Source organism: Nocardioides sp. WJ219 (assembly GCF_058559815.1).
On record NZ_JBZUJV010000007.1, the window covers coordinates 101,006 to 123,863 of the forward strand.

The 22,858-nt window shown below is 73.6% G+C and carries 18 protein-coding genes; 6 read left to right on the forward strand and 12 right to left on the reverse strand.

All coding sequences use genetic code 11. The annotated features are described in order from the left end of the window. Nucleotides 1–24 precede the first annotated feature (24 nt). Entirely contained in the window at nt 25–738 is a 714-nt protein-coding gene (locus AC4MBH_RS17150) for a fasciclin domain-containing protein (RefSeq protein ID WP_491796315.1), read from the reverse strand. A gap of 106 nt (nt 739–844) precedes the next feature. Then, nucleotides 845–2,503 (reverse strand): molybdopterin-dependent oxidoreductase, encoded by a 1,659-nt coding sequence (locus AC4MBH_RS17155; RefSeq protein WP_491796317.1) that lies wholly within the window; start codon nt 2,501–2,503, stop codon nt 845–847. Nucleotides 2,504–2,563: 60 nt separating this feature from the next. Here AC4MBH_RS17155 and AC4MBH_RS17160 point away from each other — a divergent pair, with 60 nt between their 5' ends. Together AC4MBH_RS17160 and AC4MBH_RS17165 are read left to right on the forward strand one after the other, a co-directional pair. Continuing rightward, nucleotides 2,564–3,328: an enoyl-CoA hydratase family protein gene (locus AC4MBH_RS17160; RefSeq protein WP_491796319.1), complete on the forward strand. Its 765-nt coding sequence runs from the start codon at nt 2,564–2,566 to the stop codon at nt 3,326–3,328. Between the two features lie 99 nt (nt 3,329–3,427). Further along, nucleotides 3,428–5,611 carry a HelD family protein gene (locus AC4MBH_RS17165; RefSeq protein WP_491796321.1) on the forward strand — a complete coding sequence of 728 codons (2,184 nt, stop codon included), beginning with the start codon at nt 3,428–3,430 and terminating at the stop codon, nt 5,609–5,611. Between the two features lie 122 nt (nt 5,612–5,733). On the opposite strand, the gene AC4MBH_RS17170 is transcribed toward AC4MBH_RS17165, so the two are convergent. Both AC4MBH_RS17170 and AC4MBH_RS17175 read right to left on the reverse strand, forming a co-directional pair. Further along, nucleotides 5,734–7,245, reverse strand: a complete 1,512-nt coding sequence (locus tag AC4MBH_RS17170) for a flotillin family protein (protein ID WP_491796323.1) — start codon at nt 7,243–7,245, stop codon at nt 5,734–5,736. A 52-nt stretch (nt 7,246–7,297) separates the two neighbouring features. Continuing rightward, nucleotides 7,298–7,810 (reverse strand): NfeD C-terminal domain-containing protein, encoded by a 513-nt coding sequence (locus tag AC4MBH_RS17175; protein ID WP_491796324.1) that lies wholly within the window; start codon nt 7,808–7,810, stop codon nt 7,298–7,300. Between the two features lie 440 nt (nt 7,811–8,250). Here AC4MBH_RS17175 and AC4MBH_RS17180 point away from each other — a divergent pair, with 440 nt between their 5' ends. Further along, nucleotides 8,251–10,158: a chorismate-binding protein gene (locus AC4MBH_RS17180; RefSeq protein WP_491796326.1), complete on the forward strand. Its 1,908-nt coding sequence runs from the start codon at nt 8,251–8,253 to the stop codon at nt 10,156–10,158. A 335-nt stretch (nt 10,159–10,493) separates the two neighbouring features. On the opposite strand, the gene AC4MBH_RS17185 is transcribed toward AC4MBH_RS17180, so the two are convergent. Continuing rightward, on the reverse strand, nt 10,494–14,552 hold the full coding sequence (locus AC4MBH_RS17185; RefSeq protein ID WP_491796328.1) for a lamin tail domain-containing metallophosphoesterase family protein: 4,059 nt from the start codon (nt 14,550–14,552) through the stop codon (nt 10,494–10,496). Between the two features lie 126 nt (nt 14,553–14,678). On the opposite strand from AC4MBH_RS17185, the gene AC4MBH_RS17190 reads away from it, so the two are divergent. Together AC4MBH_RS17190 and AC4MBH_RS17195 are read left to right on the forward strand one after the other, a co-directional pair. Then, a complete protein-coding gene (locus AC4MBH_RS17190; protein ID WP_491796330.1) occupies nt 14,679–15,260 on the forward strand; it encodes an anthranilate synthase component II in 582 nt (193 codons plus the stop codon). Further along, a complete protein-coding gene (locus tag AC4MBH_RS17195; protein WP_491796332.1) occupies nt 15,257–16,537 on the forward strand; it encodes an anthranilate synthase component I family protein in 1,281 nt (426 codons plus the stop codon). Before AC4MBH_RS17190 ends, AC4MBH_RS17195 begins: the two co-directional genes overlap by 4 nt. Nucleotides 16,538–16,558: 21 nt before the next feature. On the opposite strand, the gene AC4MBH_RS17200 is transcribed toward AC4MBH_RS17195, so the two are convergent. The 7 genes from AC4MBH_RS17200 to AC4MBH_RS17230 all read right to left on the reverse strand — a co-directional run bounded on the left by AC4MBH_RS17200 (nt 16,559) and on the right by AC4MBH_RS17230 (nt 21,837). After that, nucleotides 16,559–17,146, reverse strand: a complete 588-nt coding sequence (locus AC4MBH_RS17200) for a hypothetical protein (RefSeq protein WP_491796334.1) — start codon at nt 17,144–17,146, stop codon at nt 16,559–16,561. After that, on the reverse strand, nt 17,139–18,521 hold the full coding sequence (locus AC4MBH_RS17205) for a HAMP domain-containing sensor histidine kinase (RefSeq protein WP_491796336.1): 1,383 nt from the start codon (nt 18,519–18,521) through the stop codon (nt 17,139–17,141). The genes AC4MBH_RS17200 and AC4MBH_RS17205 overlap by 8 nt, the downstream gene beginning before the upstream one ends. Continuing rightward, nucleotides 18,518–19,216, reverse strand: a complete 699-nt coding sequence (locus AC4MBH_RS17210; RefSeq protein ID WP_491796338.1) for a response regulator transcription factor — start codon at nt 19,214–19,216, stop codon at nt 18,518–18,520. The genes AC4MBH_RS17205 and AC4MBH_RS17210 overlap by 4 nt, the downstream gene beginning before the upstream one ends. Nucleotides 19,217–19,291: 75 nt before the next feature. Further along, nucleotides 19,292–20,158, reverse strand: a complete 867-nt coding sequence (locus tag AC4MBH_RS17215) for a fructosamine kinase family protein (RefSeq protein WP_491796340.1) — start codon at nt 20,156–20,158, stop codon at nt 19,292–19,294. Further along, nucleotides 20,155–20,664 carry a low molecular weight protein-tyrosine-phosphatase gene (locus AC4MBH_RS17220; protein WP_491796342.1) on the reverse strand — a complete coding sequence of 170 codons (510 nt, stop codon included), beginning with the start codon at nt 20,662–20,664 and terminating at the stop codon, nt 20,155–20,157. The genes AC4MBH_RS17215 and AC4MBH_RS17220 overlap by 4 nt, the downstream gene beginning before the upstream one ends. Beyond that, the gene (locus tag AC4MBH_RS17225) at nt 20,661–21,062 is read right to left on the reverse strand and encodes a phage holin family protein (protein WP_491796344.1); all 402 of its coding nucleotides are present in this window, start codon (nt 21,060–21,062) and stop codon (nt 20,661–20,663) included. Before AC4MBH_RS17225 ends, AC4MBH_RS17220 begins: the two co-directional genes overlap by 4 nt. Before the next feature lie 67 nt (nt 21,063–21,129). Further along, entirely contained in the window at nt 21,130–21,837 is a 708-nt protein-coding gene (locus tag AC4MBH_RS17230; RefSeq protein ID WP_491796345.1) for a GntR family transcriptional regulator, read from the reverse strand. 92 nt (nt 21,838–21,929) lie between these two features. Here AC4MBH_RS17230 and AC4MBH_RS17235 point away from each other — a divergent pair, with 92 nt between their 5' ends. Beyond that, nucleotides 21,930–22,820: a dimethylarginine dimethylaminohydrolase family protein gene (locus AC4MBH_RS17235; RefSeq protein WP_491796347.1), complete on the forward strand. Its 891-nt coding sequence runs from the start codon at nt 21,930–21,932 to the stop codon at nt 22,818–22,820. The last annotated feature ends 38 nt before the right edge of the window (nt 22,821–22,858 follow it).

Sequence of the window (22,858 nt, forward strand, 5' to 3'; positions counted from 1 at the left end):
AACGTCGGTCTACGGGGCCCTGCGTCAGCCGAGCGGCTGCGTGAGCACCGTGTCGATGACGTAGACGGTGGCGTTGGCGGTCTGGATGCCACCGCACAGCACCTTGGCCTCGGCGACGCCGTCGGTGACGACGACGTTGTCGGGGTCACCGGCGGGGTCGCCGGTCACGGTGAGCGGGTCGCCGGCCAGCGGCATCAGCTCGGTGCCGGTGATGGCGTCGGGCTCGATGCGCTCGGCCAGCACGTGGTGGGTGAGCACCGTGGCGAGGGGGCTGTTGGCCTCGGCAGCGCCGTCGATCAGGCCCTGCAGGTCGGCCGGCGGGATCTTGTCGAAGGCCGGGTTGGCCGGCGCGAAGACCGTGTAGGTGGCCGACTCGTCGTTCAGGGTGTCGACCAGGCCGGGGACGGCGCCGACGGCGCTGACCAGGGTGGTGAGCAGCGGGTTGGTGCTGGCCGCGGTGCCGACCGGGTCGGAGACCATGGCGTCCAGCGAGCCCGGCTCGGTGCCCTGGGGCAGGTCGCCGCAGGCGGGGCCGAAGGGCTCGGTCATCGCCGCGTCCTCGGTGGGCATCTCGGAGTCCTCGGGAGCCGGAGCCGACTCCTCGGTGTCGGCCGAGGCGCTGCTGTCGCCACCGCTGCTGTTGCTGGGCTCGTCCTCCTCGCCGCAGGCGGCGAGCGTGAGGGACAGGGTCAGGACCGCGGCGGCGGCGGTGCCGCGGCGGATGGTCTGGAGCTTCATGGAGGTGGTGCCTTCCGGTAGTGGGTCTGACATGTGGTGTTCGGTGCTGCGGGACCTGCGGATGGGTGCGGATGGGTGCGGATCGCCGCGGTGGGAGTGGTCCGCGTCACTCCACGGTGAACAGCAGCGTGTGGATGCCGCTGGAGCCCCCGGGGAAGGGGTTGGCGCGGACGTCGGTCTGGACGTCGCCGTCGCCGTCGACGACCCGCGCGGAGACGTTGTGGGAGCCGGGCTCGAGCTGGGGCGGCTCGACGTACCACTGGCGCCAGTAGACGTTGTTGACCGACGGGCCGGTCTTGGCGTCGGTCCACTGCCCGCCGTCGATGCTCACCTGGACCTTGGCGACGCCCTTGTCGTTCTGGGCCCACGCCACCCCGCCGATGACGAGGTCGTCGAGCTTGATCGGGGCCGAGGAGCGCGGCGTGTCGATGCGTGCCGACGGCTTGATCGGCGCCTTGGTGTCCCACTTGCGCTCGGTCCAGTAGGCCTCACGCTCGGCGTAGGTGGTGAAGGTCAGCTTGGTGACCCACTTGGTGGCGCTGATGAACCCGTAGAGGCCGGGGATCACCACCCGCACGGGGAACCCGTGCTCGCGGGGCAGCTGCTCGCCGTTCATCCCGACGCACAGCAGCGCCTCGCGGCCGTCGGTGAGCAGGTCGTACGGCGTGCTGATCGTCATGCCGTCGAAGTCGGTCGCCAGCATCTGGTCGACGTCGCCGCCGGGATTGGCCCGGTCGATGAGCGTCTTGAGGGGTACGCCGAGCCAGCGCGCGCCGCCGACGTATTTGCCGCCGACACTGTTGGAGACGCAGGTCAGGGTGATGTCGCGCTCGACCATCGGCATCTCGAGGAGCTCGTCGAAGGTGATCTCGAAGGCGTTCTCGACGTCGCCGTCGATGGTGAGCGTCCAGTCGTCGGAGGACACGACGGGGGTGTCGAGGCGGGTGTCGACCCGGTAGAAGTCGGCGTTGGACACCCGCAGCGGGGTCATCCCCTTGATGTCCTTGCTGAGGTCGGCGGGCAGGGCGGCGGCGGCCTCGCCGGCGGCCGGTGCGGGGAGCGTGATGTCCTCGGCCCGGGCGCGGAAGCCGGTGATCCAGCGGCCGGCGCCGCCGAACGCGACCGCGGTGGCGGTCAGGACGCCGGAGACGACGAGCACACCGCGGCGGGTGGGCCGGGGCTGGGCGTGACCGACGGCGGTCGCGCCGCCGGGGGCGATGACCACCGTGTCGTCGTCGGAGGTGGCCGCACCCTCGGCCTTGGCGACCTCGACGGTCGACCTGGCGCGGGGGTTCAGGGGCAGCCCCAGTGCCGTGCGGTGGAGCCACCACAGCGCGGCCACCGCAGCGAGCGCGGTGACGATGCTGGGCACGACGTCGAGGTCCTCGACGGCGGGGCGGGTCAGCACCGCGAGGGCGGCGACGACGACCAGCGCGACCAGGATCGCCGCACCGACGGCGAAGACGCGCCGGGCGATCACGCCGGCGACGGCGGCCAGGACCAGGACGCCGGCGAACACCGACCCGATCAGGATCGGCTTGTCGGCGTTGCCGAACTCCTTGATCGCCCAGCTCGAGACCGGTTGCGGGGTGAGCTCGATGATCGCCGAGCCCACGGCGAGCACGGGGGAGGAGTCGGGGTTGAGCAGCGAGGCCACCAGGTGGCCCACCGCCATGCCGACCAGGGTCGCGAGCACCCCGAAGAGGGCGTGGAGCCAGGCGAACCGGACGAACCGGCCGATCGCGTGCAGAGGTCTCGGTGCCATGGGTGGTGTTCGTCGCGGGACGCCCGGCGGATGGCGGATCGGGTGCGGCAGGATCGGGACATGGCCGACGTCACACCCCCAGCCGAGCTCGTCCACCTCTCCGTGGCGGGCCCGGTCGCCACCATCACCCTCGACTCACCGCACAACCGCAACGCGCTCTCGCGCCAGCTGGTCACCGAGCTGGCCGACCGCCTCGAGCGGGTCGAGGCCGACCCCGACGTGCGCGTCGTGGTCGTCACCTCCGCCGACCGGGTCTTCTGCTCCGGAGCCGACCTGTCGGAGGCCTCGGCCGACGGGATGTCGGTGGGCACCCAGGCGATCGTGGGGCTCCAGCGCACCGTCGTGGCCATGTCCAAGCCGGTGGTGGCCGTGGTCCGCGGGCCGGTGCGGGCCGGCGGCATCGGGATCGTCGCGGCGTGCGACATCGTGCTCGCCGCCGAGGAGGCGACGTTCGCGCTCACCGAGGTCAAGCTGGGCCTCGCCCCCGCGGTGATCTCGCTGACCGTGCTGCCGCGGCTGACGTCGCGGGCCGCGGCGTACACGTGCCTGAGCGGGGCGGTCTTCTCCGGCGCCGAGGCGGTGCCGATGGGGCTGGTCACCCGCGCCGTGCCGGCGGCCGACCTCGACGCCGCCGCCGCCGAGCTGTGCGCCGAGCTCGCGACCGGCGCGCCCCAGGGCCTGCGCGAGACCAAGGCGCTGCTCGCCCGCGACCTGCTCGACCGCATCGACGCCCGTGCCGAGGAGATGGCCGAGCTCTCCGCCCGGCTGTTCGGCTCCGACGCCGCCCGCGAGGCGATGGCGGCGTTCCTGGGCCGGAAGAGGTGAACCGCGCCTGATCGGCAGGGAATCACCCTCCGGTCCGATCCCTTTGTAGACTGGACGACTGCCGTTCAACGGGGCAGTGAGGGCAGTGAGGGAACGCGCGTGACAGAAGAGCTCGTCGAGCAGGAGATCGAGCGCGAGCAGGCGTTCGTCGACCGGGTGCACCGGCAGCTCGAGGACGCCGGGCGGGCAGCCGAGCAGCTCGCCCGCGAGGGCCACGACCGCGGCCGCCTCGGGCACGAGGGTGGCCTCGTCGAGCGCGACGCCATGGTCTTCCAGGCCGCCAAGCGCCTCGCCCAGCTCGACGCCGCCCACGAGGGTCTCGTCTTCGGTCGGCTCGACCTGCGGCCCGAGCTCGACCGCGAACCCCGCTACGTCGGCCGCATCGGCCTGCGCGACGAGAACCGTGACTCCCTGCTGATCGACTGGCGCGCCCCCGCGGCCGCGGTGTTCTACCAGGCGACGGCGGCCGAGCCGCAGTCCGTCGTACGCCGCCGCGTGCTGCGCTCGCAGGGCACCGCCGTGGTCAGCGTCGAGGACGAGCTGCTCGACGCCGAGGGCAACACCGACGACCTGCCGATCCTCGGCGAGGGCGCCCTGATGGCCCAGCTGTCCCGGGCGCGCGACCGCACGATGCACTCGATCGTGGCCACCATCCAGGCCGAGCAGGACAAGGCGATCCGTGCGCCCAGCAAGGGCGTCACCTCGATCAGCGGCGGTCCCGGCGTCGGCAAGACGGTCGTGGCGCTGCACCGCGCGGCCTACCTGCTCTACACCGAGCGGCGTCGCTACGAGTCCGGCGGCGTGCTCGTCGTCGGGCCCAGCGGGGTCTTCATGCGCTACATCGAGCGGGTGCTGCCCTCCCTGGGCGAGACCGCCGTCGCCCTGCGCTCGCTCGGCGAGGTGGTCGACGGCGTCCGCGCGACCCGCCACGACGAGCCGGCGGTCGCCGACGTCAAGGGCTCGGCGCGGATGGCCGAGCTGATGCGTCGTACGGCGCGGCAGCAGGCGCCCGGCAGCCCGCAGGGCTTCCGCAAGTACTGGTACGACAACACCCTCGTGCTCGACCGCGGCGTGCTCGGCCGGCTGCGCCGTCAGCTGATGTCGCAGGGACGCCGCAACCAGCAGCTGCCACGGGTGGGTCGGGCGCTGCTCGACGCCCTGTGGCGCCAGGTGCGCAGCGAGCGCGGTCGCGAGCGCGGTCGCGAGGCGTTCGACGACGACCTGCTCGGCGACGACGGGTTCCTCGACTTCGTGGCCGGCTGGTGGCCGCCGCTCACGGCGCCCGACGTGCTGGCGTGGCTGCGCGACCCCGAGCTGCTGACCCGGGTCGGCGACGACGTCGTGACCGCCGAGGAGCAGCGGCTGCTGCTCAAGTCGTGGACCGGCGGCGCCAACGACCTGGCCGTCGAGGACGTGCCGCTGCTCGACGAGCTGCGCTACGCCCTGGGCGACGTACCGGCCCGCACCGACGACGAGCGCGACGACCCGCACGCGGTCATCGAGGGCGCGGTCAACATCCAGGAGCTGATCACGGCGTCCGACCGCGAGTACGCCCCGACCGGCCGCGCCTGGGCGCCGCCCACCCACTCGATCGAGGACGACGGCTACGCCCACGTGCTCATCGACGAGGCCCAGGACCTCACGCCGATGCAGTGGCGGATGGTCGGCCGCCGCGGCCGCACCGCCTCGTGGACGATCGTCGGCGACCCGGCGCAGTCGTCGTGGCCGGTCCCGGCCGAGTCCGCCGCCGCCCGCGCCGAGGCGTTGGCCGGCAAGGCCCAGCACGCCTTCCACCTCTCGACCAACTACCGCAACTCGGCGGAGATCTACGCCTTCGCCGCGGCGTACGCCGAGCGGGTCGGCCTCGATGCCGACCTCCCCACCGCCGTCCGCTCCACGGGCGTCGAGCCGAAGGTCGTCGGCCCGGTGACCGACCTCGAGGCCGGGGTGCGCGCCGAGGTGGCGGCCGTGGCCGAGCAGGTCGGCGGCACGGTGGGGATCGTCGTCCCGGTCGCGCGCCGCTCGGAGGTCAACGCCTGGCTGGCGTCGTGGTCCGAGCTGGCCGCCGACGCACCCAGCGCCCGCGCCGCCATCGACTCCTCGGTCTCACCGTCCGGCGAGGACCGCGTCGTCGTCCTCACCGGCCTCGACACCAAGGGCCTGGAGTTCGACGCCATCGTGGTGGTCCGTCCCCAGGAGATCGAGGACGAGTCGGCCACCGGCCGCTCCACCCTCTACGTCGTCCTCACCCGCGCCACCCAGCTGCTGACGACGGTCAGCTGACACCTCCGGCCGCGTGGTCTCGAGACGGTCGTGGCCGACCTCCTCGACCACCGTCGGTCGACAGACGGTGGTCGAGGAAGGCGCGCTAGCGCCTGTCTCGAGACCACGCCCGTGCGCGGTCCCTACTTCACAGCCGCGCCGTCGGACGGCGCGAGCTTGGCGGCCGTGCCCTCCACGCCCCGCTTGATCAGCTCGTCGAGGTCGAGGCCGGTCGTGGTCTTGAGCATCGACAGCGTCTGGACGACGTTGTCGGTGACCTGACGCGGCAGCGCGCCGGCGCCGTCGGTGGAGACGACGGTCAGCTGGTCGATCGCGGCCATCGGGGCCGCCACCTCGCGGGCGACCTGCGGCAGGACCTCGATCAGCATCTGCAGCACCGCGGCGTCGTTGTAGCTCGCGAACGCCTCGGCCCGCTTCTCCATCGCCTCGGCCTCGGCCTGACCGATCGCCAGCGTCGAGGCGGCCTGCGCCTCGCCCTCGGCCCGGGTGGCGTCGGCCTCGGCGACGCGGCGGGCCTTCTCGGCCTCACCGCGGCGGGCACCCTCGATCGCCTCGGCCTCGGCGAGCGCCGTACGCCGGGATTTCTCGGCCTCACCGCTGAGCCGCGCCTCCTCCGCCTTGGCCTGGGCGGCCGCGATCGTCGCGGCCTTGCGGGCCTCGGCGCCCGCGATCTCGGCGTTGCGGTTGGCCTCGGCCTCCTGCTCGAGCTTGTAGCGCGCCGCGTCGGCGGGCTTGCGGACCTCGGTCTCGAGCTGGCGCTCGGTGAGGGAGGCCTGGCGCACCGCGACCTTCTCCTGCTCGGTGAGGATCGCCTGGTCGCGGTCGGCCTGGGCCAGCGGGCCGGACGCCGCGGCCTGCGCCGACGCCGCGTCGGTCTCGGCCTTGATCTCGGCCTGCTTGAGCGCCAACGTCCGCTGGGCGACCGCGATCTCCTGCTCGGCGGCGATCTGGGCCTGCTCGGCGGCCTGGCGCGCGTTGGCCTCGGCGATCCGCGCGGTCTGGCTGACCCGGGCCGCCTCGGGGCGGCCGAGGTCGGCGAGGTAGCTGCCGTCGTCGGTGACGTCCTGGATCTGGAAGGTGTCGAGGATCAGCCCCTGGCCGGTGAGGGAGTTCTCGGACTCGTCGGCCACCCGCTGGGCGAACGCCGCCCGGTCGCGGATGATCTGCTCGACCGTCAGCCCGCCGACGATCGAGCGCAGCGCGCCGGCGAGCACCTCCTGGGTGAACGCCTCGACGTCCTGCTGCTGGCTGAGGAAGCGCTGGGCGGCCAGCCGGATCTGGTCGGCGTTGCCACCGACCTTGACGATGGCGACGCCCTCGACGTTGAGCTTGATGCCCTGGCCGGAGACGGCCCCCCGGATCTGCACCGAGATCCGGCGGCTCGACAGGTCGAGGGTCGCCTGCTTCTGCACGAACGGGATCACGAACACCCCGCCACCGAGGACCACCTTCTGCCCGGAGAGGTCGGTGCTCAGCTGTCCCGTCTCGGGGTTGAGCACGGCCTTGCCCTTGCGCCCGGTGATGATGAAGGCCTGGTTGGGGCCGGCGACCTTGTAGCGGCTGGTGACCAGCAGCACGATCAGCAGGACGAGGACGACGAGCCCGATCACGGGGCCCAGAGCGGAGTCGAACATGGTTTGGCTCCTTCGGTGTGGTGTGGTGGTGGTGCGGGTCGTGCGGGAGGGCTCAGCCGCCGGGCGGGAGCGAGCTCCACGTCGGCGAGACGGTGACGGCGGTGGGTGACAGGACCCCGGTGACGTGCACCCGGGTCCCGGGTTCGAGCGGCAGGTCGGCGCGGGCGTTGAACCGCAACGTGTGGCCTCCTACCCAGACCTCCACCGCGCCGAACCCGGCGTCGGGCACGGCCGTGAGCACCCGGCCGTCGCGGCCGACGACGTCGTCGGCCCCTGGGGCGTCGTCGGTGGCGCCGCCCCGGACGAGCCGGGTCAGCGCGGCGGCGCCGGCGCCGAAGACCACCCCGGCCCCGACGCCCACCCCGACCGCGACGCCGTCGGAGGCGCCGGCCTGGACGGCGATCGCGCCGGCGAACCCGAGCGCGGAGATGAACGCGCCGACCACCTCGGTGGAGAACCAGTCGCCGGCCAGTCCGTCGAGGACCCCCTCGAGCAGGTCACCCGTGACGAGGGCGACGGCGAGGACGAGCAGTCCGACGACGCCGAGGACGAGGAAGAGGGCCATGACCGATGTTACTCCGGTGGTGCCGGTCCCGTCGCCCCATTTACGGCCGGGTGGTCTCGAGACAGGCCGCTACGCGGCCTTCCTCGACCAGCGTGGGTCACCGACGGTGCGTCGTACGACGGTGGTCGAGCGAATCGACAGCCCGGCAGGGCGGGCACCTCGCCGGGTCTCGACTCGGGCTCGCTGGCGCTCGCCCGGCTCGACCACCGTGGGGGGCGTCGTACGACGGCCGATCACCGACGGTGGTCGAGCCGCGGGGACGAAGTCTCTGCGAGTCGAGACCCCCGCAGGGCGGGCACCTCGCCGGGTCTCGACTCGGGCTCGCTGGCGCTCGCCCGGCTCGACCACCGTCTGGCACCAACGGTGGTTGAGGAGGTTGCGCTAGCAACCGTCTCGAAACCACCGCGAGCCTGAGGACCACGCGCAACTAGGCTGCGCGCATGACTGAACCCCTCGCCGCCCGGGACGCCATCGCCGCGCTCCAGGGGCACGAGGCGTGGGCGATCATCCGGCGCTCCACGCGGGCCGGGGAGCGGGACACGGTCGGGTTGGTCGGGGGGCGGCGTACCGAGGTGGCCTCGATCCTCGACGTCCCGCTGGAGGAGGGGGCGCCGAGCGACGGGCACATCGCCGACCGGCTGGTCGCGATCCCGTTCCGGCAGGTGGCCGAGCGCGGGTTCGAGGCGCACGACGACGGCACGCCGCTGGTGGTCGTCGACATCGAGACCGAGCGGGAGTTCTCGGTCGCCGAGGTGGTCGAGGCGATCGAGGAGGTGCCGGTCGAGTTCGCCGACCGCGGCGGGTTCGAGACCGACGACGACGAGTACGCCAAGCTCGTCGGCTCGATCATCGAGGACGAGATCGGCCAGGGGGAGGGCGCCAACCTCGTCGTGGGCCGGCACTACCGCGCCACCGTCGCCGACTTCGGCGCCGCCACGGCGCTCACCGTCTTCCGGCGGCTGCTCGAGCGTGAGCGCGGCGCCTACTGGACCTACGTGTTCTTCACCGGCGACCGCTACCTGATCGGCGCCAGCCCCGAGCGGCACGTCAGCGTGCACGGCGGCGACGTCCGGATGAACCCCATCTCCGGCACGTTCCGGATCCCCGGCGACGGCGACGCGCGCCAGCAGCTCCTCGACTTCCTCCACGACGAGAAGGAGATCTACGAGCTCTTCATGGTCGTCGACGAGGAGCTGAAGATGATGTGCGACATCTGCCACGAGGGCGGGCAGGTGCTCGGGCCGTTCCTCAAGCCGATGAGCCGCCTGGTGCACACCGAGTACCTCCTGGCCGGCCGCACCGACCGCGACCCGCGCGAGGTCCTGCGCGACACGATGTACGCCGCCACGGTGACCGGCAGCCCCGTCGAGAACGCGTGCCGGCTGATCAAGCAGTACGAGACCGAGGGTCGCGGCTACTACGGCGCCGCGCTGGCCATCCTCGGCCGCGACGCCGAGGGCGGGCCGGTCGTCGACAGCCCGATCGTCATCCGCACCGCCGACGTCAAGCCCGACGGACGGCTCACCGTGACCGCCGGCGCGACGCTGGTGCGCGACTCCGACCCGGCGTACGAGGTGGCCGAGACGCACGCCAAGGCCGGCGGGATCCTCTCGGCGTTCGGGCTGGTGCCGCCGGCGCCGGTGCCCGACGTCGACATCGCCGAGCTGGTCAACGACGAGGACGTGCTGCTCACCCTCAACGCCCGCAACCGGCGGCTGAGCCGGTTCTGGCTCACCGACCAGGCCGGCGCGACGCCCGACCCGCGGCTGGCCGGCCGGAGCGTGGTGATCCTCGACAACGAGGACGACTTCGTGAACATGCTGCGCCACGTGCTCGGCGTCCTCGGGCTGACGTCGACGGTCGTGCGCCACGAGGACTACGTGCCCGGCGCCCTCGACGGTCACGACCTGGTGATCGTCGGTCCGGGGCCGGGCGACCCGCGCGACGCCGACGACCTGAAGATCTCGCGGGTGCGGGCCGCGGTCGACGAGCTGCTCGAGAGCGGCCAGACCTTCCTCGCGGTGTGCCTGGGCCACCAGGCGCTGTGCGAGCGGCTCGGGGTCCCGCTGGCCTACAAGGACATCGTCTTCCAGGGCACCCAGTCACCGGTCGACTACGACGGCCGCACCGAGCGGGTCGGCTTCTACAACACGTTCGTGGGCCGCGTCGGCGACGGCGAGGTGCTGCCCGAGGGGGTCACGGTCGACACCGACGGCCCCACCGGCGACGTGCACCACCTGCGGGGCCCGCACTACCGCGGCATCCAGTTCCACGCCGAGTCGATCCTCACCGAGCGCGGCTACGACCTGCTCCACGACCTGGTCAGCGACCTGCTCCTCGACGACTGACGCCGACGGTCGTCGAGCCGCGGGGACGAAGTCTCCGCGAGTCGGGACCCCCGCAGGGTGCGCACCTCGCCGGGTCTCGACTCGGGCTCGCTGGCGCTCGCCCGGCTCGACCAGCGTCATGGGCCGTCGTACGACGGGCGGTCAACGCTAGTGGTCCTCGTACGACGACCGACCACCGACGGTGGTCGAGCCGCGGGGACGAAGTCTCCGCGAGTCGAGACCCCCGCAGGGCGGTCACCTCGCCGGATCTCGACCCGGGCTCGCTGGCGCTCGCCCGGGCTCGACCAGCGTGGGGGGTGCGGGCGCCGCTGTCGCGACGCCCGCACCGGTGGTGGTCAGCGGCGGCGGAGCACCAGCGCCGGGGCGGCGTCGGCGGTGACCGTCGCGCTGCCGGCGTACGACGCCACGAGGCGGTGCTGACCGCGGCCCAGGCGCGGCAGGGTGAGGCGCGCGGTGCCGTTGCGCAGCGTGCCGGTCACGGTCCGGTCGCGGCCGGGGCCGGTGATCCGCACCGTCACCCGCCCGGTCGGGACGACGCCGGGTGCGGCCACGCGGACCGCCACGGCGCGGCCGGCCGAGACCAGCGTGGCGCTGGTCGTGGCCACCGCCTTGAGCACGGTCACCGTCACCGGCGCCGAGGTCGACGGGGCGACCGTCTCCGACTCCGGCACGAGCACCGCGGTGAGCCGGTGGGTGCCGACGGGCAGGGTGGCCGGCAGGCGGTAGCGCGCCCGGCCGTCGGTCACCGGCACGGTGGCCAGCACCTGGTCGCCCGCGCGCACCTCGACCTCGCCGGCGCCGCCGGTCACGTCGACCAGCAGCAGGGCCCGGTCATCGGTGGCGGCGCCGTACCGCTGGGACGTCCGGGTCGACTCGAGCGACGTCGTGGTCGGCGTCTGCGGCTCGGGGGCGAGCGAGACCGTCGTCAGCCCGGAGCGCACGACGTGGCCGGACGCGTCGGTCACCACCGCGTGCAGCAGGTCGCCGTCGGCGGCGCCCGGCACCGGCACCGTGGCCGGCGCACCGGCCGCGACCGTCGCCGTGCCGACCTCGGTCGAGCGGGTCGTCAGGCCCCACGCCGTGGTCGTGACCGCCCGCTCGCCGAGCAGGTCGATCTTGGCGACGAACTCGTCGTCGCCGGCGGTGTAGCGCGCCTGGTCGCCGCGGAAGCCGGGCTCGTCGTAGCGCCAGGCCTCGTAGGAGCCGAGGTGCGGCGAGTAGGAGTTGACCGCCATCAGCTCGGCGTCGAGGTCCATCTGCAGCAGCCGCATGAAGCCGGTGTCGCGGTCGAGGGTGTCGGCGCGCGGCTGCGGCTGGGTGGAGCGGTAGCCCTGGTAGTCGGCGAGCATCTGCACCACGGTGCGGCCGGCCGCGCCGACGTTGCGCACCGCGACGGTGTCCTTGCTGAGCTCGATCGCGTCGGACTGCTCGCCCGTCACCGGGTCGCCGTACTTGGTGGCGACGCCGTGGTAGTGCCCGCCGAGCACCAGGAAGATGTTGTCGTTGGGCGCGACCAGGTCGGTCCACAGCTCCTCGCCACGGGCGGTGTAGCGGCCGAGGCGGTTCTCGATGTCGCCGGCGGTGTTGAGGTAGCTGTGGGTCAGCAGGACCACGTTGTGCTGCGGGTACGCCGCCGCGACCTCGCCCGCCCAGTCGATCTGCGCCTGGGTGGGGCGGTAGGGCAGCGAGAGCATCAGGAACTCGGTCTCGCCGGCGGTGACGAAGTCGTAGTGCGCGGAGTTGTCGCCCGGCCGCCACGAGTCGCCCCACCAGGACTCGTCGGCGTACATCGACGGGCCGAAGTACTCGTTGTAGAGCCGGTTGTCGCGGCCCCACAGGTTGTCGTGGTTGCCGGGCAGGACGCCGTTGGGCACGTCGGCGTCGTTGAGCATCGTCTGGATCCTCTTCGCGGCCGCGAACTCCTTGCGGGCCCGCACCTCGTCGGCGTTGCCGCCGATCCAGTTCTCGATGATGTCGCCGGTGTTGGTGGCGTAGGCGATCTTGCGGGCGTCGGCGTTGGCGACGGTCCAGCTGACCATCTTGCGGTAGCTCTCCCGGAAGCCCTCGGAGAGGAACTGGGTGTCGGTCATGTGGTTGAACATGAAGTCGTACTGCGCCGGGTCGAGGAACTGCTGGTCGGTCACGCCGATCTCCTCGACCGCACCGCCCTCGACCCGCGGGCCGTCGATGACGAGCACGTTGAGCACGCCGTCGACGACGTGAGCGGCGGTGGCCGGGGCGACCAGCGCCAGGTCGCCGTCGGCGCTGGCGGTGCCGTGGGTCAGCAGGTCCCAGGTGGTGCCGTCCCAGGCGTAGGCCTGCACGTCGTTGCGGCCGGTGGTGGTGCCGGTCCAGGTGAAGTCGAGGTCGGCGGCGCTCGCGACCGGGACGGCGTAGCGCTGGAAGGGGTACGCCGTCCCGCGCGCCTCGGTGGTCAGCGCCGGCACGGTGGTGACCCGGCGCTCGCCGACGATCGTCAGCCGCTGGGGGACCTGGCGGCCGGTGGCGCCGACGTAGAGCCGGGTGCCGTCGGTGGGCACCGCGGTCGCCGAGCGCACCGAGACGTCGAGCTGCCCGCCGTCGGCGTCGTCGGTGGTGACGACGGCGGCGTAGTCGGTGCCGGTGGTGCGGCGCTCGAGGGCCGGCGTGCCGGGGGTGGTGGCCTCGGGCAGCGAGACGGGGTCGAGCTCGCCCGGGAGCGGCTCGGTCGGGTCGACCCACGCGACGTCGGCGAGGACGCCGGGCGTGCGGCCCGGCGTGGTCATGAAGTCCTCCTCGTTGTCGCCGGTGGTGCGGGCGCGCTGGTAGGACTCGCCGCGGTCGTACTTGCCGAACCCGCGGATCTCGGACCCGAACGCCACGCACGGGCTGTAGTCGACGGTCTCGTAGACGCCGACCGCGTCGGCCAGCGAGCCGTCGGGCCTGCGCAGGTAGGCGCCGTAGCCGTCGGTCTCGTTCATGCCGGTGACGTACTGCGCGTCGGCGATCGCCTTGAGCGCGGCGGGGGCGCTGTCGTCGACGGCCAGGTAGGCCTCGCCGGGCGCGAGCGTGACGGCGCCCAGGTCGGCGACCTGGGTGCCGGCGTTGCCCTTGCCGGTGCCCTCGCAGCGCACCAGCGACCAGCCGGCGAGGCTGACGGGCTCGGTGCCGTAGTTGCCGATCTCGACGAGCTCGTCGGCACTGCCGCCTGCTCCGGCGCCCACGATCTCGCTGATCCGGACGGGGCCGCGCTCGAACGCCGCCGGCGGCGTCAGGCTGCCGGGCGCCGACACGGAGCCGGGCGAGCGCTCCTGGGCCAGCACGAAGTCGGCCGCGTTGTCGCCGGTGTCGGCGACGCGGTGGTAGCTCTCGGCCTGCAGCTGGTCGTTGTTGGCGGTGACCGGGTCACCGGAGGTGCAGATGCTGACCCGGTTCTCGTAGAACCCGACCCGGTCGGCGATCTTGTCGTCGGGGCGCACGATCATCGCGCCGTAGTCGCGCCAGTGCATGCCCGAGGGATAGGTCGCCTGGCGCGGGATGGAGGCGTTGGCGGCGACGTGGCTGACCACGTACGACGCGCCCGGCGCGACGACCGAGCCGGCGGGCAGGGCGGCGTTCTGCACGTAGGCGGTGCCGTTCTCGCCGCACCGGTAGAGCTTCCAGCCGGTGACGTCGACCGGCGCCGAGCCGGTGTTGGTGAGCTCGACGTACTGGTCGGCGTCGGCGGTGGCCGACCCGTTGGCGACCTCGGTGATCTTGATGCCGGTCTCGACGAGGTCGTCGACGCCGGTGCTGGCGTTGGCGGCGTCGGGGGTGCGGGTGGCGACCACCCAGTCGGTCTCGACGTCGCCGGTGGCGGCCACCCGCTGGTGGCTCTGGCCGAGGCGGTGGTCGAGGGTGCGCTCGAGCGCCCGGTCGTCCTGGCCGCAGTCGGAGAAGACCGACTCGTGGTAGAACCCGACCCGGTCGACCACGGTGTAGTCGGGCTTCTCCAGCCAGGCGCCCACGCCGAAGTCGTGGAGGTTGGAGCCGGTCTCGTCGTAGACCGCGTCGCGGGGGATCTTGGTGACGTTGGCCGTCGGGCCGGCCACGGTGTAGGTGTCGCCGGGGGCGAGGACGGTGCCGGCCGGGAAGACCTTCTGCGGCCCGTAGGCGTCGCCGGTCTGACCGCACCGCAGCAGCCGCCACCCGGAGATGTCGGCCGGGGCGGCGCCGTAGTTGGTGACCTCCATGAAGTTGTCCGCCGAGACGCGGTTGGCGTTGGAGTCGGCGCCGGGGCCGCCGTTGGCGACCTCGCTGATCAGCACCTGGCTGGGGGCGATCGGCTCCCCGGCGTACGACGGCGCGGCGGACGTCGCGGCGAGGGCCGGGACGGCGAGGAGCGGGGCGAGGAGCGCGAGCACGTTCAGGCGCACGGGTGTCACGGGAGGCCTTCCGAGTGGACGGGGAGGAGCGTGACGAACCTCGCGGGACCGACTGGCCGCTGTGTGGCCCGACGGTGAACGGGCGGCACCCGGGGCTGGTCGATACGGTGACTCCTCGTGAACCAGGGACGCCCGGACGTCGTGGTGGTCGACCACCACGACTCCTACACGTGGAACCTGGTCCACCTCGTCGCCTCGGTCACCGGCGTGCTGCCGCGGGTCGTGCAGCACGACGAGGTCTCCGCCGAGGACGTGCTCGCCCACTCCCACGTCGTGCTGTCGCCGGGACCGGGCGCGCCCGACGTGGTCGCCGACTTCGCCGTCGGCTCGGAGGTGCTGCGGGCGGGCACCCGCCCGGTGCTGGGGGTGTGCCTGGGGATGCAGGGCCTGGTCACGGCGTACGGCGGGGTGGTCGGGCGGGTGACCCCCGCCCACGGCACCGTCGGCTGCGTCGAGCACGACGGGCGCGGCGTCTTCGCCGGTCTGCCCCAGGACCTCACGGTGGTGCGCTACCACTCGCTCGCGGCCGTGACCGTGCCCGACGTGCTGGAGGTCTCGGCCCGCACGCCTGACGGCGTGGTGATGGGGGTGCGCCACCGGACGCTGCCGCTGGAGGGCGTGCAGTTCCACCCCGAGTCGGTGCTGTCGGAGCACGGGGCCGCCATGGTCGCGAACTTCCTGGGGTCGGTGGGGCCGTGACCGCGGTGGAGGACGTGTTCGCGTCGGTGGCGGCGCGGCACCCGCGGTGCTTCTGGCTCGACGGCGGCGGCGCGCGGGAGTGGTCGGGACGCCGTTCCATCGTCGGCTGGCTCGACCCCGACGACGTGTCGCTCACCTACTCCGCCGCCCGCCGCGAGGTGACCCGGTGGGCGGGCGGCCGCGCCGAGGTGGTCGGCGACGACGTCTTCGACGTGCTCGAGGCCGAGCTGGCCGCCGGCGGCGACCGCGGCCAGTGGTTCGGCTACCTCGGCTACGCCGCCCGCCCCGACCTCCCCGCCACCCCCGACCCCTGGCTGCCGGACGCCGTCTGGATGCGCCCCTCCCACGTCCGCGCCTTCGACCACCCGCTTCGGGGGGAGAACTCTCGGTTCGGGGGGGAAGTTCTGCCCCCGGAGTGCGGGATTCCCCGGTGCACCGGGGAATCCTGCGCCGACGCCCCCGTCGACCCCGCCTACGCCACCGCCTTCGCCCGCGTCCAGGAACACCTCCACGCCGGCAACACCTACGAGGTCAACCTCACCTACCGCCTCGAGCAGCCCGGCGGGGGCGACCCGGCGGCGACGTACCTGCGGCTGCGCGAGCTCAACCCCGCGCCGTACGCCGGGTTCCTGCAGCACGACGTCGAGGGGGCGCGGGCGTGGCTGCTCAGCTCCAGCCCCGAGCGCTACGCCCTGGTCACGGCCGACCGCACCCTCGAGACCAAGCCGATCAAGGGCACCACGCCGCGGGGCGCGACGCCGGCCGAGGACGACGAGCACCGGCGCCGGCTGGCCACCGACCCGCGGTTCCGCGCGGAGAACCTGATGATCGTCGACCTGCTGCGCAACGACCTGGCGCAGGTGTGCCAGGTCGGCAGCGTCGAGGTGCCGGAGCTGATGGCGGTCGAGTCGTACGCCGCCGTGCACCAGCTGGTCTCGACCGTCCGCGGGCGACTCCGCGACGACGTCTCGACGGTGGCGGCGCTGCGCGCGCTGTTCCCGGCCGGGTCGATGACCGGCGCCCCCAAGCTGCGCACGATGCGAGTGATCGGCGAGGTGGAGGCGACACCACGCGGCGCGTACGCCGGCGCGTTCGGCTGGGTGGCCGCCGACGGGCGCGCCGACCTCGGCGTGGTGATCCGCAGCCTGACGACCACCGGGGACGGCACCTACCGCCTCGGCACCGGCGGCGGGATCACCGTGCTGTCCGACGTCGGCGAGGAGTGGGCGGAGTCGGCGGTCAAGGCCGACCGGGTGCTGCGCGCGCTGCGCGCGTAGCCCGGACGCCGACAGCCGTCGTCAGTCCGTGGGCGGGTGGTCCATGCCGTCGCCGAGGCCGGACTCGTCGGCGCGGGCCGCCAGGTCGCCCAGGAGCGCCTCGACGCCTCGACGCAGCCGCGCGTCCTGGAACGGTGCGGGGTCGATCGCGTTGACGACCTGGACGAGTCGTCCGTTGCGGACGAACCCGGTCACGGCGAGCGTGCCGTGGTTGACGTCGGAGATGACGCGGGCGTCGTCGGCCGCGGCGACCTCGGGCTCGGTGACCTGGGTGCGGCCCTCCTCGACCACGTCGCCGAACGACTCGAGCAGGTCGTCGAGGGTGCCGGCGTACAGCTGGTAGTTGACCTCGACCGCGGGGTCGCCCTCGGTGGCCGGGGCGAAGGAGCACACGGGCGCTTCGGGCGTGCCGGTGCTCGCGGTGAGCTCCGTCGCAAAGGTCCTGTCGACCGCGGCCGGGTCGAGCCCGTCGCAGGGGTTCCACAGGGCGGGCGGGGTGGTGGGCAGGTCGGGCCGGTCGCCCGGCGCCTCCTCGTCGCCACCGCACCCGGCGACCAGGCCGGACCCCAGGCCGAGCGCCAGCAGCACCGCTGCGGTCGCGCTACGCACCGGACCTCCCCGGGAGCTGGAGCACCAGCCGCGCGCCGCCGCCGGGTGCCTCCTCGGCGCGGACCCAGCCCGCGTGGCGGTCGACGACCTGGCGCACGATCGACAGGCCGAGGCCCGAGCCGGGCATGCTGCGCGACTCCTCGGCCCGCCAGAACCGGTCGAAGACCCGGTCGCGGTGGGCCGCGGCGATCCCGGGCCCACGGTCGTCGACCGTCAGGACCCCGATGTCGTCGGCGGCGCGCAGCCGGACCGTGATGGTGCTGCCCGGCGGGCCCCACTTGGCGGCGTTGTCGAGGAGGTTGGTGACCGCCCGCTCGAGCGCGGGGGCCTCGCCGACGACGAGCCAGTGCTCGGCGTCGATGTCGAACGTCTTGTCGCCGGCGCGGCGGCGTACGCGCTGGACCGCGGCGTCGACGACCTCGCTCAGGTCGACCTCGCCGACGACGGGCGCCAGCGGCTCGTCGCGGGCGAGCTCGGTGAGGTCGCCGATCAGCGTGGTGAGCTCGTCGGTCTGGGCGCGGATGTCGTCGAGCAGCTCGGCCCGCGCACCGGGGTCGATCGCCACCTGCTCCTGGTCGGACTGGACGAGCAGGTCGACGTTGGTGCGCAGCGAGGTCAGCGGGGTGCGCAGCTCGTGGCCGGCGTCGGTGACCAGTCGTCGTTGGCGGTCGCGGGAGGCCGACAGCGCCGCGAGCATCTCGTTGAACGCCGTCGCGAGCCGGGCCAGCTCGTCGGCGCCCTCGACCGGCAGCGGGTCGAGCCGCTCGGTGCGGGCGATCGTCTCGACCGAGGCGGTGAGGCGGCGCACGGGGCGCAGGCCGTTGCGGGCCACGCCGAAGCCGGCGGCAGTGGCGCCGAGCACCCCCGCGAGCCCGAACATCAGGCTCACCCAGCCGAGCTTGGCGAGGAACTCCTCCTGGTCCTCGATCGACTGCGCGATCACCGTCGCCGTGCCGGCGTCGGGCGCCTGCACCGTGACCATGCGCCACGACTCGCCGTCGATCTCGACGGTGCGGAGGCTCTGCCCGAGGTCGCGCCGGGCGACCGCGAGCTCGGTCTCGCCGAGCGGCAGGTCGGTCTGGTTGATGAAGATCTGGCTGGTGCCGGCCTCGATCCGCGCCAGCTTGACGTCGGCCGCGCCGACGTAGGCGGGGTCCACCCGGTACTGGGCGCTCGACGACCCCTCCGCCGCGACCCTGGCCCGCTTGAGCAGCGAGGCGTCCTGCTGGTCCTGCAGCTGCATCCGCGCGACCGCGTAGGTGCCGGCGGCCATCACCGCCACCGTCAGGCCGACGGCGACGGTGGTCAGCAGGGTGACCCTGCTCGCGAGGGACCTCCGGTAGTGCCAGCCACGGTCGGGCCCTGGCCCGCTCATGCTTCCTTGAGCACGTAGCCGACGCCGCGCACGGTGTGCAGCAGGCGGGGCTCGCCCTCGGCCTCGGTCTTGCGGCGCAGGTAGCCGACGTAGACCTCGAGGGAGTTGGCGGTGGTCGGGAAGTCGTAGCCCCAGACCTCCTCGAGGATGAACGAGCGGTCGAGCACCCGCCGCGGGCGGCGCAGGAACAGCTCGAGCAGCGTGAACTCGGTGCGGGTCAGGTCGATCGAGCGGGAGGCGCGGCGCACCTCGCGGGTGGTGACGTTCATGCTCAGGTCGGAGAAGCCCAGCGTCTCCTCGGCGTCGTCGTCGGCGGGTACGGCGCGGCGCAGCAGCGCGCGCAGCCGCGCGAGCAGCTCGGGCAGCGCGAACGGCTTGGTCAGGTAGTCGTCGGCACCGGCGTCGAGGCCCTCGACCCGGTCACCGACCGCGTCCTTGGCGGTGAGCACGATGATCGGCACGTCGTTGCCGGCGGTGCGCAGCGCGCGCGTCGTCTCCAGCCCGTCGAGGCGCGGCATCATCACGTCCATCACCACGACGTCGGGCGTGACCGCGCCGATCCCGGCGAGCGCCTCGGCCCCGTCGCCGGCGAGGTGCACGTCGTAGCCGTTGAACTCCAGCGAGCGGCGCAGCGACTCGCGGACGGCCTTGTCGTCGTCGACGACGAGGACGCGCGGCTTGGGTGGTGCGGACACGACGTCCACTGTCGCACGCAGCCCTGAGGCCGCACTGAGAAGGCTCTCGCCCCGAGGATGGCGGGGCGGCGCACCTCAGGCGTAGCTGCGCGCGACCTGCGCCGCCCGGGCGCCGTACCCGCCGCCGAACAGGCAGGCGTGCACGAGCAGCGGGAACAGCTGGAACAGACCGACCCGCTCGGCGCGGCCCTCGGCGAGCGGGGCGACCTCGGCGTAGGCGTCGAGCACCCGGGCGAGGTGGGGCAGGCCGAAGAGCTCGAGCATCGCCAGGTCGGTCTCGCGGTGGCCGCCGTGGGCGGCGGGGTCGATCAGCGCGGCCTGACCGTCGGTGCCCCACAGGACGTTGCCGTTCCACAGGTCGCCGTGGATCCGCGCGGGCGGCTCGTCGGGGACCAGCGACGGCAGCCGCTCGGCCACCGCCTCGATGGCCGCGGCGTCGTCGGGCTCGAGGGCGCCGCGGTCGACGGCCTGCCGCACGAACGGCAGCAACCGCCGGGTCGCGTGGAACTCGGGCCACGTGTCGGTGGGGCGGTTGGGCAGCGTGAGCCGGCCGATGAACCCGTCACGCCCGGCGCCGTACGACGGTGCGCCGGCGGCGTGCGTGACGGCCAGCCGGCGCCCGAGGTCGGCGGCCTCGTCGCCGGTGGCGCGGCCGGTCTCGACCCAGGCCAGCACCAGGCAGTCGGTGTCGACGGCGAGGACCTCGGGGACGTGGACGCCGCCGTCGGCCGTGGCCTCGGCGAGCCAGCGCAGGCACCACGCCTCGTGCTCGAAGAACCCGGTCGGCGCCTGGGGGAGGGTCTTCATCACCGCGGTCGTGCCGTTGGACAGGCGCAGCTTGGTGGCGGTCGAGACGTCGCCGCCGGCGACCGGGGCGGTCGCGACGACGGCCGCGTCGAGCAGCTGCTCGGCGCGGCGGGCCACGTGGGGGCGACGGGTCATCGAGCCACGGTGCCGTCGGTGCCGTCGGCCAGCCCGCGCAGCTCGGCGACCAGCGCGTCGCAGCAGCGCTCCACCATCGCCAGCACCTCCAGGAATCCGCCGTCCCCACCGTAGTACGGGTCGGGCACGTCGCCGGGCCCGTCGGGGTCGAGGTCGCGCAGCATCAGCACCCGCGCGGAGCGGCCGCCGATGTCGGTGAGGTTCTGCTCGTCCATGGCCAGCAGGACGTCGTGGTCGTCGAGCCAGCGGTCGGCGTACTGCTGGGCGCGGTGCGCGCTGCCGTCGTAGCCGCCGGCGCGCAGGGTGTCGGCGGCGCGGGGGTCCATCGGCCCGCCGACGTGCCACCCGCCCGTGCCGCAGCTGTCGACCTCGACCCGGTCGGCCAGGCCGGCGTCGGCGACCTTGGCCCGGAGCACGACGTCGGCCATCGGCGAGCGGCAGATGTTGCCCAGGCAGACCATGCCGACGCGGTAGCGGCCCGGCTCGCGGGGCGGGGGCAGCCTCACGAGCGGTCCTCGCGGTCGTCGACGAGCCCGTCGACGGCCCAGGTCACGACGGTGATGATGATCGAGCCGCCGACCGCGGTCCAGAAGCCGTCGACGCGGAAGGAGATGTCGAGCGCCTCGGCCAGCGCGCCGGTGAGCAGCAGCATCGCGGCGTTGATGACGAGCAGGAAGAGCCCGAGCGTCACGACGACCAGCGGGAACGCCAGCACCTTGAGCACCGGCTTCACCACCGCCGTCACCAGGCCGAGGATGGCCGAGACCAGCAGCAGCGGCACCAGGTCGTGCTCGACCTCGGCCCAGCCGCGCTGCGGCCCGCCCGGGAACGCGATCCCGTCGAGCAGCCACGCCGCCGCCGCCAGCCCGAGGGCGGTGGTGACCAGCCGGAGGACGATGCGCATGGGGCCGAGCATGGCAGGCGGTGCCAGGGCCGGGAGCCACCCGGCCACCCCCGGCCACCCCCGGGCCTCAGAGCCGCAGCGCCGCCACGATCTCGGTCTCGGCGTCCTCGAGGTGGGCCTGGAGGAACGCCATCGCGCGGTCGACGTGGTCGTCCTCGAGGAGCTGGACCAGCGCGACGTGGGTGTCGGCCTGGTCGTGGGCGTTGCGGGCGATCCGCTCGACCTGGGCGAGGGCGAGCTTGAGCTCGGCGACCAGGTTCTCGGCCATCGCGACCAGGCGGGGGCTGCCGGCGAGGCCGACCAGGGAGACGTGGAAGGCCAGGTGGAGGGTGTTGAGCTCCTGGTAGGTGCCCTCGGCGCGGACGGCGTCGGTGTAGCGGCGCAGCGCCCGGCGCACGTGGTCGCGCTGCTCGTCGGTCGCCTGGCGCCAGCGGCTCACGCCGGCGCCCTCGAGCACCCAGCGGGCGGCGCAGACGTCGTGGACCGACTCCTTCTCCGGCGTCGCGACGTGCACGCCGCGGTGGGGCTCGCGGGTGGCCAGGCCCTCGGCGACCAGGATGCCGAGCGCCTCGCGGATCGTGGGCCGGGAGACGCCGAGGGAGTCGGCGAGGGCGACCTCGCGCAGCGCCGTACCGCTCTCGACCTCGCCCTCGAAGATCGCCCGGCGCAGCTCGTCGGCGGCCCGCTCGACGGTGGAGGTGTGCTCGACGTGGAGGGAGGCGAAGGGTCCGGGTGGGTCGACGACGGTGGTGGACGTCGTCCCGGGGTGCGCCATGCGCCCATCATGCCGCGCCTTCTTGCTCTTCCCGTCGTCCTGCGACACCATGTGTCTGTCAGATTGTCTGACAATCACCGCAGGAGGACACGTTGAGCCAGCTGGGTTGGGGTCACCACTACGTCGCCGTGGAGCCGACGCACTTCCGCATCGACTACGCCATCAACCCGTTCATGGATCCCGACGTGCAGCCCGACCGGGTGCTGGCCTGGCGGCAGTGGCACGAGATGGTCGAGGTCCTGCGCGGCCTCGGCGCCCGGGTCGACGTCCTCCCGCAGCGCTGCGACGCCCCCGACATGGTCTACGCGATGAACCTCGGCCTCGGCATGGTGCTGCCCGCGGGGCCGCACGTCGTGATGTCGCACATGCGCCACCCCGAGCGCCGGATGGAGGGCCGCTCGGCGCAGCCGTGGTTCGCCGAGCACGGCTACACCACCTCCACCGTCGGCCGCGACGGCGTCGGCGCCCACCTCGAGGCCGGCGACGCGTTCGCCTGGGGCGACGCGCTCGTCGTCGGCTACGGCCCCCGCACCGAGGAGCTCGCCCTCAAGCACCTCGCCACCGACCTCGGCGTGCGGGTGCGCGGCGTCCGGATCACCCACCCCGGCATGTACCACCTCGACCTGGCCTTCTGCCCGCTCGACGAGCGCCGGGCGATGGTCTGCCCCAGCGCGCTCGACGACGCCTCGGCGGCGGCGCTGCTGGCCCTGGTCCCCGAGCCGCTGGTGCTCACCGAGGAGGAGGCGCTGACGACGTTCTGCGCCAACTCCGTCGTCGTCGGCCGCACCGTGGTGATGCCGGCCTGCCCCGACCGGGTCCGCGCCCGGCTCGAGGAGTGGGGCTTCGAGGTCGTCGTCGTCGACGTGTCGGAGTTCCACAAGGGCGGCGGCTCGATCCGCTGCCTGACCAACCCGGTCGACGTGACCCTCGGCCGCGACCTGCCCGTGGTCGCGGGCGGCGAGGTGCTGCTCCCGCCCGAATGAGTGGTCCTCGACCACGGGTGCTGGGCACTGGAGGCGCT

Bases quoted from the DNA above. Each gene is read 5' to 3' on its own strand.
- AC4MBH_RS17170 (WP_491796323.1), bottom strand. From the start codon at position 7,245: ATGTTCGACTCCGCTCTGGGCCCCGTGATCGGGCTCGTCGTCCTCGTC.
- AC4MBH_RS17155 (WP_491796317.1), bottom strand. From the start codon at position 2,503: ATGGCACCGAGACCTCTGCACGCGATCGGCCGGTTCGTCCGGTTCGCC.
- AC4MBH_RS17225 (WP_491796344.1), bottom strand. From the start codon at position 21,062: ATGCGCATCGTCCTCCGGCTGGTCACCACCGCCCTCGGGCTGGCGGCG.
- AC4MBH_RS17175 (WP_491796324.1), bottom strand. From the start codon at position 7,810: ATGGCCCTCTTCCTCGTCCTCGGCGTCGTCGGACTGCTCGTCCTCGCC.
- AC4MBH_RS17230 (WP_491796345.1), bottom strand. From the start codon at position 21,837: ATGGCGCACCCCGGGACGACGTCCACCACCGTCGTCGACCCACCCGGA.
- AC4MBH_RS17150 (WP_491796315.1), bottom strand. From the start codon at position 738: ATGAAGCTCCAGACCATCCGCCGCGGCACCGCCGCCGCCGCGGTCCTG.
- AC4MBH_RS17205 (WP_491796336.1), bottom strand. From the start codon at position 18,521: ATGAGCGGGCCAGGGCCCGACCGTGGCTGGCACTACCGGAGGTCCCTC.
- AC4MBH_RS17160 (WP_491796319.1), top strand. From the start codon at position 2,564: ATGGCCGACGTCACACCCCCAGCCGAGCTCGTCCACCTCTCCGTGGCG.
- AC4MBH_RS17180 (WP_491796326.1), top strand. From the start codon at position 8,251: ATGACTGAACCCCTCGCCGCCCGGGACGCCATCGCCGCGCTCCAGGGG.
- AC4MBH_RS17215 (WP_491796340.1), bottom strand. From the start codon at position 20,158: ATGACCCGTCGCCCCCACGTGGCCCGCCGCGCCGAGCAGCTGCTCGAC.